The organism is Variovorax sp. YR566, from assembly GCF_051992195.1.
Classification (GTDB): Bacteria; Pseudomonadota; Gammaproteobacteria; order Burkholderiales; family Burkholderiaceae_C; genus Variovorax.
In genome coordinates this window covers 4,052,373-4,068,999 of record NZ_CP197092.1, presented here as the reverse complement: position 1 = coordinate 4,068,999, position 16,627 = coordinate 4,052,373, and the positions used below count along the sequence as shown (strand labels likewise).

The following is a 16,627-nucleotide window of genomic DNA, read 5'->3' as shown; positions in this document are numbered from 1 at the left end:
CGCGTGACGACAGATACTCGTTTCCTGCCACTGCTCACCGACCGAGACCCAGATTCCATCCTGGCCTGGCGCGCCGGCGTGCTCGTGAGCACGCGGCAGTTCCTGGCCGACGTGGCCCGCTTCGCGCCTGAGCTTCCGGGCGAGGGCTCCGCCGTCAATCTCTGCGTCGACCGCTATGCCTTTGCCGTGAGCCTGGGTGCGGCGCTGGTGCGCGGCCATGCCAGCCTGCTGCCGCCCGACGCGCGGCCCGACACGCTCGCGCGCCTGCTCGAGTCCGGTGGCTCACGTCTTTTTGCGCTCACCGACGATCTGAAGCAGCAAACGCCAGGCATGCAGCGCGTGCTGATCGAGAACAGCCAGAACCGCGCGAGCTCTGAGGCCCCCGTGCCGCAGATCGACGCAGCCATGCACGCCGCCAGCCTGCTGACCTCCGGCTCGACCGGCGTGCCGCAGCCGCACGCCAAGACCTGGGGCACGCTGGTGGGCGACGTCGCGGTGGCCGTGAAGCGGCTGTGCCGTGTGCTCGAACGTCCCACGCTGGAAGGCCTGACGCTGGTCGCGACCGTGCCGGTGCAGCACAGCTACGGGCTCGAGTCGTCGGTGCTGCTGGCAATGCTCGGCGGCGCGGCCTTCGAAAGCGGCCGGCCGTTTTTCCCGGCCGATGTAGCGAAGACGCTGGCCTCGGTGCCGCGACCCCGCGCGCTGGTGACCACGCCGTTCCATCTCAAGACATTGCTGCTCTCGGGCATCGAGCTGCCGCCGGTCGACCTGATCCTGTCGGCCACCGCGCCGCTTTCGCCGCAGCTCGCGCAGCAAGCCGAGCAGGCCATGGGCGGCGTGCTGCTCGAAATCTACGGCAGCACCGAGTCGGGGCAGGTCGCCACGCGCCGCACCACCGACAACGAGATCTGGGAGACCTTCGGCGAGATCCGCGTGCACGCCGAGCCTTCGGCGGACGGTAGCCCCGAGCGCTTCATCTTCAGCGGCGACTTCATTCCCGAGCCCACGCCCATGGCCGACGTGCTCGAACTGCTGGACGAGCGCCGCTTTCGCCTGTTCGGCCGGGCCAACGACCTGATCCACGTGGCAGGCCGGCGCAGTTCGCTCGCGCACCTGAACTTTCATCTCAACAGCATTCCCGGCGTGGACGACGGCGCCTTCTGGCTGCCCGACGAGGTGGCCGACGGTGTCGTACGGCCGGTGGCCTTCGTGGTCGCGCCCACGCTGTCGGCGGGCGACATCATCGCGGCCCTGCGGCAGCGGCTCGAACCCGTGTTCGTGCCGCGCCGCGTGGTGCAGGTCAAGGCCTTCCCGCGCGAAGGCACGGGCAAGCTCACCGTGCGGGCGCTGCGCGAATTTGCGCTGGCCCAGCTAGCGGAAGACGACACACCGGTGCAGATGGCCCACGTGGTGCCAGCTGACCATCCCGTGTTTGCCGGTCATTTCCCCGGCCAGCCGCTGCTGCCGGGCGCGCTGGTGCTGGCCGAGGTCATGGAGGCCATTCGCCGCGTGCCGGCCCTGGTGGCTCGGCTGGGCGCCCATCCCACGCTCGCCGCGGCCAAGTTCCTGGCGCCCGTGCGGCCCGGCGCCGCGCTGTCCATCGAGCTGCATCCGGAAGCCGGGCCTGGTCGCGGCGTGCGTTTCGACGTGCGTTGCGACGGCGTGGTGGCTGTCACGGGCCGCTGGACGGCCGTGCAAGAGTCCGCGTGATGAAGCACACCGATGTCGAGGCGCGCGCCGTGAAAGAGGCAACCAGGGCAGGGCAGGCGGCACCGAAAGGCGAGCGTGGCGAAAGCGGCGACTGGGCCCGTGCGCCCGAGCGCAGCAACATGCTGGCGCTGCGGTTCATCGTTTTCATGGCGCTGGTGTGCGGACGCCACGTCACGCGCCTCCTGCTGCCGCCGATTGCCCTGTACTTCCTGCTGTTCGCGCCGGCGCAGCGCCGGCACATCAAGCGCTACCTGTTCCGGGCCATCGGTCCGCAGGCGGGTTGGGTCGACGGCTTCCGCCTGCTGCACGCCTTTGCCTCGACGGTGCTCGATCGCGTGTATTTCCTGCGTGGGCGCCTGGACCTGTTCAAGGTCAGCATCGAGGGCAATGCACCGATCGATGCCGAGATCGCGCGAGGGCGGGGCGCCTTTCTGCTCGGCGCCCACATCGGCAGCTTCGAGGCGCTCGGCGCCTGCAAGCAGCAGACGCACCAGTGCAACCTGCGCCTGGCGATGCTGATGTACCCGGACAACGCGCAGCGCATCACGGCTGTCCTCAACACCATTGCCGTGTCCGAGCTGCGGCCGCACGTCATCGCGTTGGGCCGGCCGCATTCGATGCTGGCCCTGCGCGACTGGCTCGACGGCGGCGGCCTGGGCGGCATGCTGGCCGACCGCACGCTGCCGGGCAGCGAAGACCAGCCCGCGCACCAGCGCGGCAACAACATCGTGCTGCCGTTCCTCGGGCAGCCCGCAGTTTTCAACGATGGTCCTTTCCGCCTGGCGGCCTTGCTGCGTCGCAAGGTGTTCTTCATGGCCGGGCTCTACAGCGGCGGTGCCCGCTATGACGTGCGATTCGACCCGCTGGCCGACTTCGGCGAGCCGGCTTGCAGCCCCGCGGAGCGCGAAGCGCGCATTCGTGCTGCCGTCGAAGCCTATGTGGCACGCCTCGAAGCGCTGTGCCGCGCGTATCCCTACAACTGGTTCAATTTCCATGATTTCTGGCTCGAAGATGCGGCTTGACTGGCTTTGCAGGGCATGCGTGCTCGCACTGGCCTTTTGCGCCGTGCCGGCCTGGGCGGCGTTCGACCTGCCCGAACTGATGACGCTGCTGGCCAAGCAGAAGAGCGGGGAGGCCCGCTTCACCGAACAGCGCTTCGTGCACGGCCTGGAAGGCCCGCTCGACGCCAGCGGCACGCTGAGCTTCGATGCGCCCGACAAGCTGGTGCGCCGCACGCTGTCGCCGCGCGTCGAGACCATGGCGGTCGAGGGCAACACGCTGACGTTGTCGCGCGGCGGCCGCAACCGCACGCTGGCGCTCGACAGCATGCCCGAGCTGCTCGGCCTGGTCGAAGCCATGCGTGGCACGCTGACCGGCGACGGCGCCACGCTGCAGCGCTATTTCCGCAGCACCGTGTCGGGCTCCGCTGCCAAGTGGACGCTCGACCTCGTGCCGATGGACAGCCGGCTGGCCGCGCAGGTGCGCAGCATCCGCATCAGCGGCCGCGCGAGCGACGTGCTGGGGCTCGAGATGGAGTTCGTCGGCGGTGACCGATCGGCCATGAACATCACGCCGGGCGCGACAGCACCCGCGCCAGCCAACGCGGCTCCGTCCGGCGCCACCGGACGCACCACGCCGTGACGCCACAGCAGCAGGCGGGCGGCCCGCCGGGCTGGCGGCGCAGGGCGGTCGTGCTGCTGGCGTGGCTGCTGGTGCTGGTGTGCGGAGCCGTGGTCATCGCGCGCACGCAGATCGGCGCCGACCTCTCGGCCTTTCTGCCCAAGAGCCCGGATGTGCGCCAGCGCGTGCTGATCGAGCAGCTGCAAAGCGGCGTCGCCTCGCGCACGCTGATGCTGGGCATCGAAGGCGGCAGTGCCGAGCAGCGCGCCGCGGTGTCGCGCGCGGTCGCAAAGGACATGCGCGAGAGCAAGCTCTTCGACCTGATCCAGAACGGCGACGTCGGCGACTGGAGCGAGGCGGGAAACTGGGTACTCCAACACCGCTACCAGCTGTCGCCCGGCGTCACGCCCGGGCAGTTCACTGCCGAGGGCTTGCGCGACGCGATCAATGAAACGCTGTCGATGCTGGGCACGCCTGCCGGCAACGTGATCAAGCCCCTCCTTGATCGCGACCCGACCGGCGAGACACAGCGCATTGCCATGGAGCTGACGCCCGCCAGCGCGCCGCGCAGCGAGGACGGCGTGTGGATGTCGCGCACCGCGCCGCGCGCGCTGATGGTCGCCACCACGCGCGCTGCCGGCAGCGACCTCGACGCGCAGGCCATCGCCATTGCGCGCGTGCACGCCGCCTACGCGGCCGCGACGCGCGACATGGGCGCAACCGCGCCCAAGCTGCTGCTGAGCGGTCCGCCCGTGTTCTCGGTGATGAGCCGCGACAAGATCAAGACCGAAGCGATCCACCTCGCGGTGGTGGGCGGCATCGTGATGGGCGGGCTGCTGTTGCTGGCCTTTGCATCGCCGCGCGCGCTGGTCATCGCCTTCCTGCCCGTGGCCACGGGCGTGGTGATCGGCACCGCGAGCGTGAGCCTCGTGTTCGGCTCGGTGCACGGCCTCACGCTGGGCTTCGGCAGCACGCTGATCGGAGAAACGGTCGACTACGCCATCTACTACCTCATCCAGGCGCGTGGCGCCGCCGTGGCCGGCGCCGGCTGGCAGCGCTGGCGCGACCTGAACTGGCCGACCGTTCGGCTCGGGCTGTTGACCTCGGTGTGCGGCTTTGCGGCGCTGGTGTTTTCGGGCTTTCCGGGGCTGGCGCAGCTGGGCGTTTTCTCCATCGCCGGCCTTGTTGCGGCGGCGCTGGCTACGCGTTACGTGCTGCCGATGCTCGCGCCCGACGGTGCCACCGGCATGGGCATGCGCAAGTACATGGCGCAGATGGCCGGCGCGCTGGTGCGCGGCCTGCCGCGCCTGCGCTGGCCTCTGGCCGCGCTGGGGGTGGCGGCACTGGCATTGGTGCTGTGGCAGGGCGGCCATCTGTGGCGCGCCGATCTTGGCGCGATGAGCCCGGTGCCCAAGGCAGCCCAGCAGCTGGACGAAATGCTGCGCAACGACATCGGCGCGAGCGACGGTGGCGTGCTGGTGGTCGCCTATGGCGACGACGAGCAGGCCGCGCTGCGCAACACCGAGGCGGCGGCGCAGCGGCTCGATGCGCTGGTGGATCAGGGCGAACTCGTCGGCTACGAAACGGTCACCCGCGTGCTGCCCAGCGTGGAAGTGCAGACCGCGCGCATCGCAGCCCTGCCGGACGCCGAAACGCTGCGCGCCAACCTGGCAGAGGCAACCAAGGGCATGCCGCTGCCGGCTTCGCGGCTCGGACCGTTCCTGGCCGACATCGAGGCTGCGCGCAGGCTGCCACTGGTGCAGCGCGCCGAACTGGCCGCCGGGCCGCTCGGCTCGGTCCTGAACACGCTGATGTACCAGCGTCCGGGCGGCGGCTGGGGCACGCTGGTCGTGCTGCATCCGGGCGCCAAGTTCGACCAGGGCCGTCTGGAAGCGGCGCTGGCCGGCCTGCCTGAAGTGCAGGTGGTCGACGTCGGCCGCGAACTTGCGAGCCTGTACCAGCGCTACCTGCACGAGGCTTTCGTGCAGGTGCTGCTCGGCGCGCTGGCGGTGGTGCTGTTGCTCGGCATCTACCTGCGTTCGTGGCGCCGGCTGCTGGCCGTGTGCCAGCCGCTGGTGTTCGCGGTGGTGCTCACGCTTGGGGGCATGGCCGTGCTGCAGGCGGCGCTGGGCATCCTGCATCTGGTGGGGCTGCTGCTGATCGTGGCGGTGGGATCCAACTACGCGCTGTTCTTCGACCAACTGCGCACCACCGGGCGGGCCGACGAGGACACGCTGGCGTCGCTGATGCTGGCCAACCTGACGACCGTGGTGTCGTTCGGGCTGATCGCGATTTCGGACATTCCGGCACTGTCGTCCATCGGCCGCGTGGTTGCGCCCGGGGCGCTGCTGGCGCTGTTGCTTTCGGCAGCATTCGCACGCAGCGTGGGGCCTTCGCAGGCTTCGCGCGGCTGACGGGGGAAAATCCGGCCTCATGTCCATCGCTCCCGCACCTACCGAATCCTGGCCCTGGCCGCCGGCCATCCGCGCCAGCGCGGCGTGGCACGTCGCGGCCATCGGTGCGGGCGTGCTGGTGCCGGGCGCGTTGCCGTGGGCCATCGGCGCGATCGTGCTGAACCATGCGTTGATCACCGGTGCCGGCCTGACGCCGCGCAGCAGCCTGCTGGGCCCTAATGTCACGCGGCTGCCCGAAGCGGCCGCGGCGCGGCGCGAAGTGGCGATCACCATCGACGACGGGCCGGAGCCCGAGGTAACGCCGCGTGTGCTCGACCTGCTTGACGCGCACGGCCAGCGCGCCACCTTCTTCTGCATTGCCGAGCGCGTGCTGGCGCACCCCGAACTGGCGCGCGAGATCGTGGCGCGCGGCCACAGCATCCAGAACCACACGGCGCGGCACCGGCACAATTTTTCCTTTCTCGGGCCGCGCGGTTTCGCCGCCGAGATCGCGCGGGCGCAGGACATCCTGAGCGACGTCACCGGCCAGCGCCCGACCTGTTTCCGCGCGCCCGCCGGCCTGCGCAACCCGTTTCTCGAACCCGTGCTGCACCGCCTCGGCCTCTCGCTCGTGAGCTGGACACGGCGCGGCTTCGACACGCGCGAAGGCGACGCCGCCAAGGTGATGGCGCGCTTGAGCCACAACCTGCAGGCGCGCGACATCCTGTTGCTGCACGACGGCAATGCCGCGCGCACCGTTGCTGGACAACCTGTTTTGCTGGAGGTACTGCCCTTGTTGCTCGAACGCCTGCGCGCCGATGGATTGCGCTCCGTGACCCTGCCTGAAGGATTGAAGTCATGAGCGCCGCCCGGCCGCCCGAAGGCGCTCGCACCGCAGCGCGAAGCGCGGAGGTTTCCGAATGAGCGCCGTGATGTTGTCGACCGATAGGGCGTGGCGCGAGCTGCATGAAGCCGCGACCATTCCCTACAAAAAAGGCGGCAGCTTCGCCTGGCACTTCGCACGCGGCAAGCTGGGGCGCGACCCGGTGTTTCGCGGGCTGCTCGAACGCGGGCTGTTTGGCGCGCCGCACCAGCGCGTGGTCGACATCGGCTGTGGGCAGGGCCTGTTCGCGAGCCTGCTGGCATCGATGAGCGCAATGCAGAAGCAGGGCCGCTGGCCATCAGCGTGGCTCGCCACGCCGCACAGCGCCGACTACACCGGCATCGAGCTGATGCCGAAGGACGTGGCGCGCGCCGAGGCCTCCATTGGCCATCTGGAGCCCACGCCCAGGCTCGTCTGCGCCGACATGTGCTCGGCTGCCTTGCCGGACTGCGACCTCGTCGTGATCCTCGACGTGCTGCACTACGTGAACCTCGAAGCGCAGGAAGGTGTGCTCCAGCGCGTGCGCGACGCGCTGCGCCGTGGCGGCAATCCGCACGCACGGCTGCTGCTGCGCGTGGGCGATGCGTCGAGTCGCCGCGGCTTCGCAATCAGCCAGTGGGTCGACCGCACCGTGACACGCATTCGCGGCCACAAGGTTTCGCCGACCTGGGGCCGTCCGCTGGCCGACTGGACCGCGCTGCTGCAGCGCCTGGGCTTCCGGGTGCAGAGCATCCCGATGAGCGAAGGCACCCCGTTTGCCAACGTACTGCTGGTCGCCGACCTGGAGGCCGCAGCTTGACTGCACCGCAGACGCTCGACCGCGCAGGCATTGCGCAGCGCATTCCGCACAGCGGCAGCATGTGCCTGCTCGAGCGGCTCGAAAGCTGGGACGCCGACGCGATCCACTGCAGCACCACGACCCATGCGCAAGCGGGCAACCCGCTGCGCACGGAAGGCGGCCTGCTCGCACCGAACGCAATCGAATACGCGGCGCAGGCCATGGCGCTGCATGGCGGCTTGCTGGCCACCGAGGGCAGCGCGCCATCGGCCGGTTTCCTGGCAAGCGCGCGCAATGTGAAGCTGGCGGTGGCACGCCTCGACGACGTGCCCGGCGCCTTGCAGGTGGGCGCCCGGCGCCTGTCGGGTGACGATCGTCAGATCCTCTATGAATTCACCGTCAAGGCCGACGACGGCCGCATGCTGGCCGAAGGCCGTGCCGTCGTGGTCCTGAACACGCCGCTCGCAACAGAACAACAAGAAAGCACGACATCGCCATGAGCCTCGAAGGAAAACGCGCACTGATCACGGGCGCAAGCGGCGCACTCGGCGCCGCCATGGCCGAACGCCTGGCACGGGACGGCGCCACGGTGCTGCTGCATGCCAATTCGCGGCCCGAGGCGGTCGAGCAACTGGCGGCGTCGATCACGGCTGCAGGCGGCAAGGCGGAATGCCACCTGTTCGACCTGCGCAGCGACGAGGCGTCGGCGGCGGCATGCGCGCGCATCCTGGAGGGCGGGGCGGTGCAGATCCTCGTCAACAACGCGGGCGTGCACGACGACGCCGTGCTGCCGGGCATGCGCGCCGAGCAGTGGCACAAGGTGATCGACGTGTCGCTCAACGGCTTCTTCCGCGTCACGCAGCCCTTGCTGCTGCCGATGATGCGCACGCGGTGGGGCCGCATTTTGAACATCTCGTCGGTGGCCGCGATTGCGGGCAACCGGGGGCAGGTCAACTACGCCGCTGCCAAGGGCGCGCTGAACAGTGCGACCAAGGCGCTGTCGCTCGAAGTGGCGTCGCGCGGCGTGACGGTGAATGCGATCGCGCCCGGGATCATCGCCTCGCCGATGGCGGATGCAGTGTTCGACCAGGCGGTGATCAACCAGATGGTGCCGGTGAAGCGGGCGGGAACGCCGCAGGAAGTGGCGTCGCTGGCGGCGTTCCTGGCCAGCGACGAGGCGGCCTACATCACGGGGCAGGTGATCTCGATCAATGGCGGGATGATCTAGGGGCGCTGGTCGCCGTGGGGCACGGCGGTGAGTGCTGTGTCCTTGGGTGGCCCCAATAAAACCTACAACGGCAGCGTGTCGAACGCGGCGTAAACGGTAGCCAGCCAAGACTTCACGCGCTGGCGCTCCAGCAGCCCCAGCGCATGCGGCCCTTCGCGGTCGTTCACGGCCTTCCAGAAACTGGTGTTCTGCGCATCGATCTTGCGCATGCTCGCGTCATGCAAACGCGGTAGCGCAATCACGCGAGCGCCATTGGCCGTGGCCTTCGAAAGCGATTGCGAACCCAGCAGCATCCCGAAGTCGCTGCCACGCCCGTAGTTCTGCACCACGATGTAGTTGGGCCGGTTGCCGAAGGTGTCGATCAGCGAGCCGAGCAGGTCGGTCGAGTCCTTGCCGTCGTCCAGCACGTGCCAGAAATTGACCGTGACGCCAATCTCGGCGAACACGTCGAACAGGTCCGACTCCTTGATCCAGCGCGACAGTGGCGCCAGCGTCTGGGCCGCGAGGTCGACGATCACGCTTTGCTGCGGGTTGGTCTCGAAGCCGTTGACGACCGTGTCGAGTCCTTCGAAGCTGTCGACCACCACGGGCGAGGCAAAGCCTTCGTAGAAACGGGTGAACGAGCTGTGCGAGCGGTCGGTGTCGAAGCCGGTGAAGGGGCGGCTGTGGTCGATGAAGTACTGCGCCAGCACGCGCGCGGTGACCGACTTGCCGACACCGCCTTTTTCGCCGCCGATGAAATTGATGGAGCTCATGAGTTGATGCTGCCTCGAATGGGTTGAGGAGGGGTGGAGGGCGGATTCATTCTAGGGGGCTGCTTTTTCTTTTTGTTTGCCACCTTTTGAAATGGCTTGCAGCAAGGGGTGTGCCTGCAATCGCTGCTGCAGCCGTTTCTTCCACGGGGCCGGCAGCGCCGAGGCTTCGATCATTGCGGGCCACTTGTCGCGCGCGAGCCGCGCGGTGTCGGCGATCACACGGCGCACCAGCGGCTCGTGCAGCCCGGTCGAGAAGCAGAAGGCGCGCACGCTGGCGGGTGTGAACAGGGCCGTGCGCCTGGCCGCGCCGGCGGCTGCGGGCAGCAATGGCAAGGCGTGGCCGTCGACACCTTGCAGCGCAGCGTAGGCGACGATGTCGTAGGCCGGGGCAAAGCGCGGCGCGATGCCATCGGGGTACAGCACGCCGAAGTTCTTCAGATGCGCATCGGGGTTGCCGAGGAGGTCGTTCACCGCAAGGCGCCGCACGAACTCGAGCACCGCTTCGTCGCCCAGCGACGGAAAGGCACGCATTGCGAGCGCCATGTCGAGGTAGCTCCCGCTGTACTTGCGCATCGGGTCGATTGCCAGCACCTGCGCGAAATCTTCGAAGTGGATGCGGCGCGCACCGTCGCGGTCGAAACGCGTCACTGCCAGAAACTCGGGTTCGTCGGGCAGCGCATAGCTGTGCTCTGCGGCAATGGCTGAGAGCGGTGCGAGTTCGGCATGGCAAACCTCGACGCCCGCCGCGCTTGCCATCTGCAGCGACAGCATTTCGAGCTGCGGCATGTGCGGCCGGCCGGCCACCGGCAGCTTGGCGATGACCCGGGTGCTCGCACCGGCCCGTGTGCGGGCAACATACCGTCCGCCCTGGCGGCGCAGGCCCAGCTTGGGCTGCACGCCGGAGACCGAAATGCCCTGCGGCATCGGCAGCTCGACCACCGACATCTCCAGCGCGTCCTGGTCCTGCGTGATGAGTCGCTGCAGCGTGCCGCGGTCCACCGACACGGGCCTGGCGCTCACGGCGCCGGGCAGGTCGCCGCCACAGGCCGCGAGCAGCTCGAAATAGTCGTTCTCGCGGCAGCCGCGAAGCTGCGCGATGTGGCTGCGCAGCACGCCTTCGGGCAGCAGGTTCTGGAAAAAGCTGGGCAGCAGGCCGCTCTGGGCGTTGAACAACGGGTTCTTGACGTCGCTCCACAGCGCCGACTGAGTGGGCGGATCGCTCGCCACCATCGAGAGCGACAGCACTTCGGGCGGTGGGCTGGCGACCAGCTCGGGTTCCGCCACGAAGCGGCACAGGTCGGCGTACTGGAACAGCTTGCCGAAGCGGCGTGCGCCGAGCGAAATCTCCAGGATCTTGACGTTCATGGCGGTGAGCGGCGCTTGACGTAGGGCGGGGCGGGCGCCTGCGCCACGGCATGGCCGACGCGCGTGGTCACGGGGCGGTAGCCGGCATCGGTTGCCGTCGTTTCACCGAAGCCCTTGGGCGCAAGCTGCAACTCGAGCCCCAGCGCATCGACCAGCGCAAGCAGGGACGACAGCTGCGGATTGCCCCGCAGGCTCAACGCGTTGCGCACGGAGCGCTCGGTGAGCCCAGAGCGCAGCGCGATCTCGGCATTCGAGATGCCGGCGGCCTCGCGGCGGGCAGTCAGGGTGGTGATGAGTTCCTGCTTGTTCACGGAAACATATTACCGCAGATGCAGATTTGGGAAATATCTTTCCTATGCTGCATTCCCCCGCGACCTCACTTGGGCAGCAGCGTGAAGAAGGGCATGACCACGCCCATCACCCAGTTCTGGCCGAAGTCGAGCGCCGCCCGGCGGTATTTCTCGTCGGCCTGGGCGGCCAGCAGATCAAGCCGCGCCACCACCTTCGACAGTTCGCGGTCGGCCACGAGGTTGCGGCCGCGGTCGCTGATTTCGGTGGCCAGCAGCAGCGGCTGGCCGTCGGGGCCGGTCTTGGAGGAAATGAGCCAGAGCGAGATCTCGAAGTTGCGTGCGGCCCGGAAGCTGTTTTCGGCGTTGACGCCGTCGATCATGGTCTGGTCCCAGGTGTCGCCGTTGGCCTGCTTGAGCATGGTGGCCCAGCCAACCACCAGTGCCGCGACGCGGTCGCCCTGGTAGCCCTGCGGCCCGGTGTCGAAGGCCATGCGGATCGCGTCGATGCCGGTGGCGCCCTTCAACTCGGGCAGGGGCGGGCCTTTGAGCACGGCGTCCCAGGCGCGCTGGGTGGCCTCGTCCATGCTGGCTGCCGACTTGCGCCATTCGCGCGGGTTGCGCTTGTACAGCGTGCTCTGAACCCGTCGCACCGACTGCAGGTTGTCGCGCAGCGACAGGTTGGCGATGCGGTTGGCGCCGGACTGCAGCCACTCCTGGTTGTTGTAGGGTTCGGCGCGCTGGGTGTCGCGTACCGACGAGCAGCCGGCAAGACCGAGCAGGGCGGCCGTGCCCGCCAGCAGCCAGGTTCGTCTTACGGCAAGGGGTGAAACCGGGGAATCGCTCATGCCCTGACGTTATCATCCACGGCTGGGGCGGCGGCCTGCATCAAGCTGCGGGCCCGTGCAATTTTCCTTACAAATCAATACCTTGGCGCTACAGCCAAGGCAGGCCGACAAGTCGTGCGTCTTAATTCCATCAAGCTTTCGGGCTTCAAGTCGTTCGCCGAACCCACCAACTTCCTGCTGCCGGGCCAACTGGTGGGTGTTGTCGGGCCCAACGGTTGCGGCAAGTCGAACATCATGGACGCGGTGCGCTGGGTGCTCGGCGAGTCGCGCGCGTCGGAGTTGCGCGGCGAATCGATGCAGGACGTGATCTTCAACGGCACGACCACGCGCAAGCAGGCCAGCCGCTCGAGCGTGGAACTGGTGTTCGACAACGCCGACCACCGCGCCGGCGGCCAGTGGAACCAGTTCGGCGAAATCGCCGTGCGCCGCGTGCTCACCCGCGACGGCACCAGCAGCTACTACATCAACAACCAGCCGGTGCGTCGCCGCGACGTGCAGGACGTGTTCCTGGGCACGGGCCTCGGCCCCCGCGCCTACGCCATCATCGGCCAGGGCACGATCAGCCGGATCATCGAATCGAAGCCCGAGGAACTGCGCCTGTTCCTCGAAGAAGCCGCGGGTGTTTCCAAGTACAAAGAGCGCCGCCGCGAAACCGAAAACCGCCTGGGCGACACGCGCGAGAACCTCACGCGGGTCGAAGACATTCTTCGCGAACTCAACGCCAACCTCGAAAAGCTCGAAAAGCAGGCCGAGGTGGCCGCGCGCTACAACACGCTGCAGGGCGACGCCACGAAGAAGCAGCACCAGCTGTGGTTCCTGAAGCGCAGCGAAAGCAACGCCGACCAGTCCAAGATCAAGGCCGATTCCGAAAAGGCCATCAACGACCTCGAATCGCGTACGGCAGACCTGCGCCACATCGAGGCCGAGCTCGAAACCGTGCGCCAGGCCCACTACGGGGCCGGTGACCAGGTCAACCAGGCGCAGGGCAAGCTCTACGAGGCCAGCGCCGAAGTTGGCCGGCTCGAAGGCGAGATCCGCTTCGTGGTCGAAGGCCGCCAGCGCGTCGAGCAGCGTCTTGTGCAACTGCGCGAGCAAATGGGCCAGTGGGGCCGTCGCCGCGAAGAAGCCGAAACCGAGATCGAAACCCTGGCCGGTGCCGGCGTGGACGCTGAAGAGCAGGCCATCATGCTGGCCGCCCAGCTCGAAGAGCACGACGCGCGCATGCCCGACCTCGAAGAGGCCGTGCAACGCGCCCAGGACGAGGCCAACACCCAGCGCACGACCGTGTCGCAGGTGCAGCAGCAGATCCAGGTGCTGGCCGCCGACCAGCGCAACATCGAAGAACAAAGCCGCCAGCTCACGCAGCGCAGCGAACGCCTGCGCGCCGACCAGAACGCGCTGGCCGCGCCCGACGAAGCCCGCCTGCTCGACATGCAGGAGCAGCACGCCATGGCGCAGGAAGCCGCCAGCGAAGCCGAAGCGCGCCTGCACGAGCTGCAGGAAGCCGTGCCGCAGCTCGACGACGACCGCCGCGCCAAGCAGCAGGCCGTCAACACCGAGGGCGCCCGCCACGCCGAGTACTCGGCCCGCCTCGAAGCGCTGCGGGCGCTGCAGGAAAAGGTCAAGACCGACGGCAAGCTGGCCCCCTGGCTCGCCAAGCATGGCCTCGACGGCTTGCAGGGCCTGTGGAGCCGCATCCACATCGAACAGGGCTGGGAAAGCGCGCTCGAAGCCGCACTGCGCGAACGCCTGGGCGCGCTCGAAGTCAGCCGCCTGGAGATGGTGCGCGCCTTCGGCAACGACGCGCCGCCCGCCAAGCTCGCCTTCTACAGTCCGCCGGCCGCCGGAGCACCCGAAGGCACGGCCGCGCTGCCGCGCCTGTCGAGCCTGCTGCGCCTGAACGACGCGGGGCAACAGGCCTTGCTGAACGACTGGCTGCACGGCTGCTACACCGCCGCGAGCTTCGAGGAAGCGCTGGCCCAGCGTGCCACGCTGCAGCCGGGCGAAGTCATCTACGTGCAGAGCGGCCATGCCGTGTCCTCGCACAGCGTCAATTTCTACGCACCTGATTCCGAGCAGGCTGGCTTGCTGGCCCGCCAGCAGGAAATGGAAAACCTGGAGCGCCAGCTGCGCGCCCAGACGCTCATCAACGAAGAAGCGCGCACCGCGCTGGTCCGCGCCGAAGCGGCCTATGCCGACGCTGCGCAGCGCCTCGTGACCGCGCGGCGCGAAGCCGCCGAAACCCAGTCGCGCGCGCACGAATTGCAGGTCGAGACCCTGCGCATGACGCAGCTCGCCGAGCAGACCCGCGCCCGCAGCCAGCAGCTGGCGGCCGACCTCGGCGAAGTCGATGCGCAGCTCGAAGAACTGCAAGAAAAACGCATCGCTGCCGAAGGCCGCTTCGAAGAGCTCGACATGCAACTGGCAGACAGCCAGGAGCGCCACGCCGAACTCGACGAACGCGTGATCGAGGCCGGCCGCGCGCTGGCCGCGAGCCGCGAGCAGCATCGCAGCCTTGAACGCCAGGCACAGGAGGCGACCTTCTCGCAACGCACGCTCGAAGCCCGTCGTGCGGAGCTCAACCGCTCCATCGAAACCGCTGCGCAGCAGACCGTGGCGCTGACCGACGAAGACGAGCGCGCCCGCGCCGAGTTGAGCCGCCTGTCAGACGCCGCCGCGCAAGCCGGCCTGCAGGATGCGCTGGCCCTCAAGCTCGAGCGCGAAGCTGCGCTCGGTTCGGCGCGCAGCCAGTACGACGACCTCACTCTCAAGCTGCGCGCCAGCGACGAGCGCCGCCTGCAGCTCGAACGCGAACTCGACCCGCTGCGCCAGCGCATTACCGAATTCCAGCTGAAGGAGCAGGCCGCGCGCCTGGGCGTCGAGCAATACCAGCAACTGCTGGACGACGCCGGCGCCGACCTCGAAGCCATCGAGCAGTCGATCGAAACCGACAAGGTCAAGCTCACCGGCCTGCAAAGCGAAATCGACCGCCTCAACCGCGAAGTGGTCGCGCTCGGTGCGGTAAACCTGGCCGCGCTCGACGAACTTGCCATTGCGAGCGAACGCAAGACCTTCCTCGACGCCCAGTCGGCTGACCTGAACGAAGCCATCGGCACGCTCGAAGACGCCATCCGCAAGATCGACGCCGAAACGCGCGACCTGCTCGGCGGCACCTTCAAGATCGTCAACGAGCACTTCAGCCGCATGTTCCCGGAGCTGTTCGGCGGCGGCAATGCCAAGCTCATGATGACCGGCGACGAAATCCTCGACTCCGGCGTGCAGGTGATGGCCCAGCCCCCGGGCAAGAAGAACCAGACCATTCACCTGCTCTCGGGCGGCGAGAAGGCGCTCACGGCCATTGCGCTCGTGTTCGCCATCTTCCAGCTGAACCCGGCGCCGTTCTGTCTGCTCGACGAAGTGGATGCGCCGCTGGACGACGCGAACACCGAGCGCTATGCCAAACTCGTCACCGCCATGAGCCGTGAAACCCAGTTCCTCTTCATCAGCCACAACAAGATCGCCATGGAAATGGCCGAGCAACTGATCGGCGTGACGATGCAGGAGCAGGGCGTGTCGCGCATCGTCGCGGTCGACATGGAGTCGGCGGTCTCGATGGTCGAAGCCGCGTAAGCCGAGCGGCACCCATGACCAATCTCACTCTCGCCCTGGCCATCCTCGGCGGTCTCGTTCTCGCGGCCGTCGTTGCCTACAACACGCTGATGTCGCGCCGCAATGCGCCGCGCCAGCCCGATGCGGTCGACCTCGCGCTGGCCGATGCAGAGCGCGCAATGTCGGGCTCGCCCGACGGCGCGGAGCCGATGCTGCACGTCGACCCGTACCAGGTGCAGCAGGGCGCCGACCGCCACGAGCCCCTGTTCGACCCCGACCTGCCGGCGCCCAGCGGCGTGCCCGTGCCGACCGGCGAGCGCCGCGGCGGGCTCGATCCGCTGATCGACGTGATCGCGCCAATCTCGCTCGACGGGCTCGCGTCCGGTGACGCCGCCATTGCCGCCATGCCGTCGACGCGGCGCGCGGGCAGCAAGCCGGTGGCCATCGAGGGCCTGAACGAACACAACGGCCAATGGGAGCCGCCCGTGCCCGGTCAGCGCTACAGCGCCTTCCAGGTCGGCGTGCAGCTGGCCAATCGCACGGGCGCGCTCAACGAAATCGAGTACTCCGAATTCGTGGTCAAGGCGCAGGCATTTGCCGACGCGGTCAACGGCGCGCCCGAGTTCCCCGAGATGCTCGACGAAGTGGCACGCGCCCGCGAGCTCGACCAGTTCGCCAGCGCGCACGACGCGCAGCTGGGCTTTGTTCTGCGCGCATTGCATGCGGCCTGGAGCCCGGGCTATGTGCAGCAGAACGCGGCGCGGCTCGGCTTCGTGGCCGGCATCATCCCGGGGCGCATGGTGCTGCCGACCAGCGAAGTTGGTTTGCCGCCGATCCTCGGGCTGGCCTTCGACACGCAGGCCGCGCTGGCCGACGACCCGGCCCAATCGGCCATTCGCGAACTCAGCCTGAGCCTCGATGTGCCGCAGGTCGACCGCGGCGAAGAGCCGTTCCGCCGCATGCGCGAAGCCGCCGCAACGCTGGCACGCGAAATGGACGGCGTGGTCACCGACAGCGACGGCCAGCTGCTGCGCGACGAGACGATGGACGTGATCGGCGCCGACCTCGAGCAGCTCTACGACACGCTCGATGCGCGCGACCTCGCTGCGGGTTCTCCGCTGGCGCGACGCCTCTTCAGCTAACAACTCCGA

The 16,627-nt window shown here is 68.5% G+C and carries 14 protein-coding genes; 10 read left to right on the top strand and 4 right to left on the bottom strand.

Features of this window, described 5'->3' with window-relative positions; all coding sequences use genetic code 11:
* Window positions 1-3 precede the first annotated feature (3 nt).
* Genes ACTG4X_RS19055 through fabG form a run of 8 tightly spaced genes read left to right on the top strand, consistent with a single transcriptional unit; the run spans window position 4 to window position 8,612 of the window.
* Window positions 4-1,710, top strand: coding sequence for an AMP-binding protein (locus ACTG4X_RS19055; protein ID WP_440531635.1), 1,707 nt, complete (start codon window positions 4-6; stop codon window positions 1,708-1,710).
* On the top strand, window positions 1,710-2,732 hold the full coding sequence (locus ACTG4X_RS19050) for an acyl-CoA synthetase (RefSeq protein ID WP_440531634.1): 1,023 nt from the start codon (window positions 1,710-1,712) through the stop codon (window positions 2,730-2,732). Before ACTG4X_RS19055 ends, ACTG4X_RS19050 begins: the two co-directional genes overlap by 1 nt.
* Entirely contained in the window at window positions 2,722-3,351 is a 630-nt protein-coding gene (locus tag ACTG4X_RS19045; RefSeq protein WP_176928838.1) for a LolA-related protein, read from the top strand. The genes ACTG4X_RS19050 and ACTG4X_RS19045 overlap by 11 nt, the downstream gene beginning before the upstream one ends.
* Complete coding sequence (locus ACTG4X_RS19040; RefSeq protein ID WP_440531633.1) at window positions 3,348-5,744, top strand: MMPL family transporter; 2,397 nt, start codon at window positions 3,348-3,350, stop codon at window positions 5,742-5,744. The genes ACTG4X_RS19045 and ACTG4X_RS19040 overlap by 4 nt, the downstream gene beginning before the upstream one ends.
* Window positions 5,745-5,763: 19 nt before the next feature.
* Window positions 5,764-6,585, top strand: coding sequence for a polysaccharide deacetylase family protein (locus tag ACTG4X_RS19035; protein WP_093056943.1), 822 nt, complete (start codon window positions 5,764-5,766; stop codon window positions 6,583-6,585).
* Window positions 6,586-6,643: 58 nt separating this feature from the next.
* Window positions 6,644-7,405: a class I SAM-dependent methyltransferase gene (locus tag ACTG4X_RS19030; protein ID WP_440531632.1), complete on the top strand. Its 762-nt coding sequence runs from the start codon at window positions 6,644-6,646 to the stop codon at window positions 7,403-7,405.
* The gene (locus ACTG4X_RS19025) at window positions 7,402-7,884 is read left to right on the top strand and encodes a hydroxymyristoyl-ACP dehydratase (RefSeq protein ID WP_093173326.1); all 483 of its coding nucleotides are present in this window, start codon (window positions 7,402-7,404) and stop codon (window positions 7,882-7,884) included. Before ACTG4X_RS19030 ends, ACTG4X_RS19025 begins: the two co-directional genes overlap by 4 nt.
* Window positions 7,881-8,612, top strand: a complete 732-nt coding sequence (fabG, locus tag ACTG4X_RS19020; protein WP_440531631.1) for a 3-oxoacyl-ACP reductase FabG — start codon at window positions 7,881-7,883, stop codon at window positions 8,610-8,612. Before ACTG4X_RS19025 ends, fabG begins: the two co-directional genes overlap by 4 nt.
* Window positions 8,613-8,674: 62 nt before the next feature.
* Here fabG and ACTG4X_RS19015 read toward each other — a convergent pair whose 3' ends face one another.
* The 4 genes from ACTG4X_RS19015 to ACTG4X_RS19000 all read right to left on the bottom strand — a co-directional run bounded on the left by ACTG4X_RS19015 (window position 8,675) and on the right by ACTG4X_RS19000 (window position 11,867).
* Complete coding sequence (locus tag ACTG4X_RS19015; protein WP_093056939.1) at window positions 8,675-9,367, bottom strand: mobilization protein; 693 nt, start codon at window positions 9,365-9,367, stop codon at window positions 8,675-8,677.
* Window positions 9,368-9,418: 51 nt separating this feature from the next.
* Window positions 9,419-10,732 carry a type II toxin-antitoxin system HipA family toxin gene (locus ACTG4X_RS19010; protein WP_440531630.1) on the bottom strand — a complete coding sequence of 438 codons (1,314 nt, stop codon included), beginning with the start codon at window positions 10,730-10,732 and terminating at the stop codon, window positions 9,419-9,421.
* Window positions 10,729-11,043 (bottom strand): helix-turn-helix domain-containing protein, encoded by a 315-nt coding sequence (locus tag ACTG4X_RS19005; RefSeq protein ID WP_097199169.1) that lies wholly within the window; start codon window positions 11,041-11,043, stop codon window positions 10,729-10,731. The genes ACTG4X_RS19010 and ACTG4X_RS19005 overlap by 4 nt, the downstream gene beginning before the upstream one ends.
* 65 nt (window positions 11,044-11,108) lie before the next feature.
* Window positions 11,109-11,867 carry a hypothetical protein gene (locus ACTG4X_RS19000; RefSeq protein ID WP_093073975.1) on the bottom strand — a complete coding sequence of 253 codons (759 nt, stop codon included), beginning with the start codon at window positions 11,865-11,867 and terminating at the stop codon, window positions 11,109-11,111.
* Window positions 11,868-11,981: 114 nt separating this feature from the next.
* Here ACTG4X_RS19000 and smc point away from each other — a divergent pair, with 114 nt between their 5' ends.
* Window positions 11,982-15,497 carry a chromosome segregation protein SMC gene (smc, locus tag ACTG4X_RS18995; RefSeq protein WP_093173335.1) on the top strand — a complete coding sequence of 1,172 codons (3,516 nt, stop codon included), beginning with the start codon at window positions 11,982-11,984 and terminating at the stop codon, window positions 15,495-15,497.
* 14 nt (window positions 15,498-15,511) lie between these two features.
* Window positions 15,512-16,618 carry a cell division protein ZipA C-terminal FtsZ-binding domain-containing protein gene (locus ACTG4X_RS18990; RefSeq protein ID WP_093056934.1) on the top strand — a complete coding sequence of 369 codons (1,107 nt, stop codon included), beginning with the start codon at window positions 15,512-15,514 and terminating at the stop codon, window positions 16,616-16,618.
* Window positions 16,619-16,627 lie beyond the last annotated feature (9 nt).

Coding starts and splice junctions, on each gene's coding strand:
- fabG (WP_440531631.1), top strand. CDS start 7,881: ATGAGCCTCGAAGGAAAACGCGCACTGATCACGGGCGCAAGCGGCGCA.
- ACTG4X_RS19015 (WP_093056939.1), bottom strand. CDS start 9,367: ATGAGCTCCATCAATTTCATCGGCGGCGAAAAAGGCGGTGTCGGCAAG.
- ACTG4X_RS19035 (WP_093056943.1), top strand. CDS start 5,764: ATGTCCATCGCTCCCGCACCTACCGAATCCTGGCCCTGGCCGCCGGCC.
- ACTG4X_RS19010 (WP_440531630.1), bottom strand. CDS start 10,732: ATGAACGTCAAGATCCTGGAGATTTCGCTCGGCGCACGCCGCTTCGGC.
- ACTG4X_RS19030 (WP_440531632.1), top strand. CDS start 6,644: ATGAGCGCCGTGATGTTGTCGACCGATAGGGCGTGGCGCGAGCTGCAT.
- ACTG4X_RS18990 (WP_093056934.1), top strand. CDS start 15,512: ATGACCAATCTCACTCTCGCCCTGGCCATCCTCGGCGGTCTCGTTCTC.
- ACTG4X_RS19050 (WP_440531634.1), top strand. CDS start 1,710: ATGAAGCACACCGATGTCGAGGCGCGCGCCGTGAAAGAGGCAACCAGG.
- ACTG4X_RS19000 (WP_093073975.1), bottom strand. CDS start 11,867: ATGAGCGATTCCCCGGTTTCACCCCTTGCCGTAAGACGAACCTGGCTG.
- ACTG4X_RS19045 (WP_176928838.1), top strand. CDS start 2,722: ATGCGGCTTGACTGGCTTTGCAGGGCATGCGTGCTCGCACTGGCCTTT.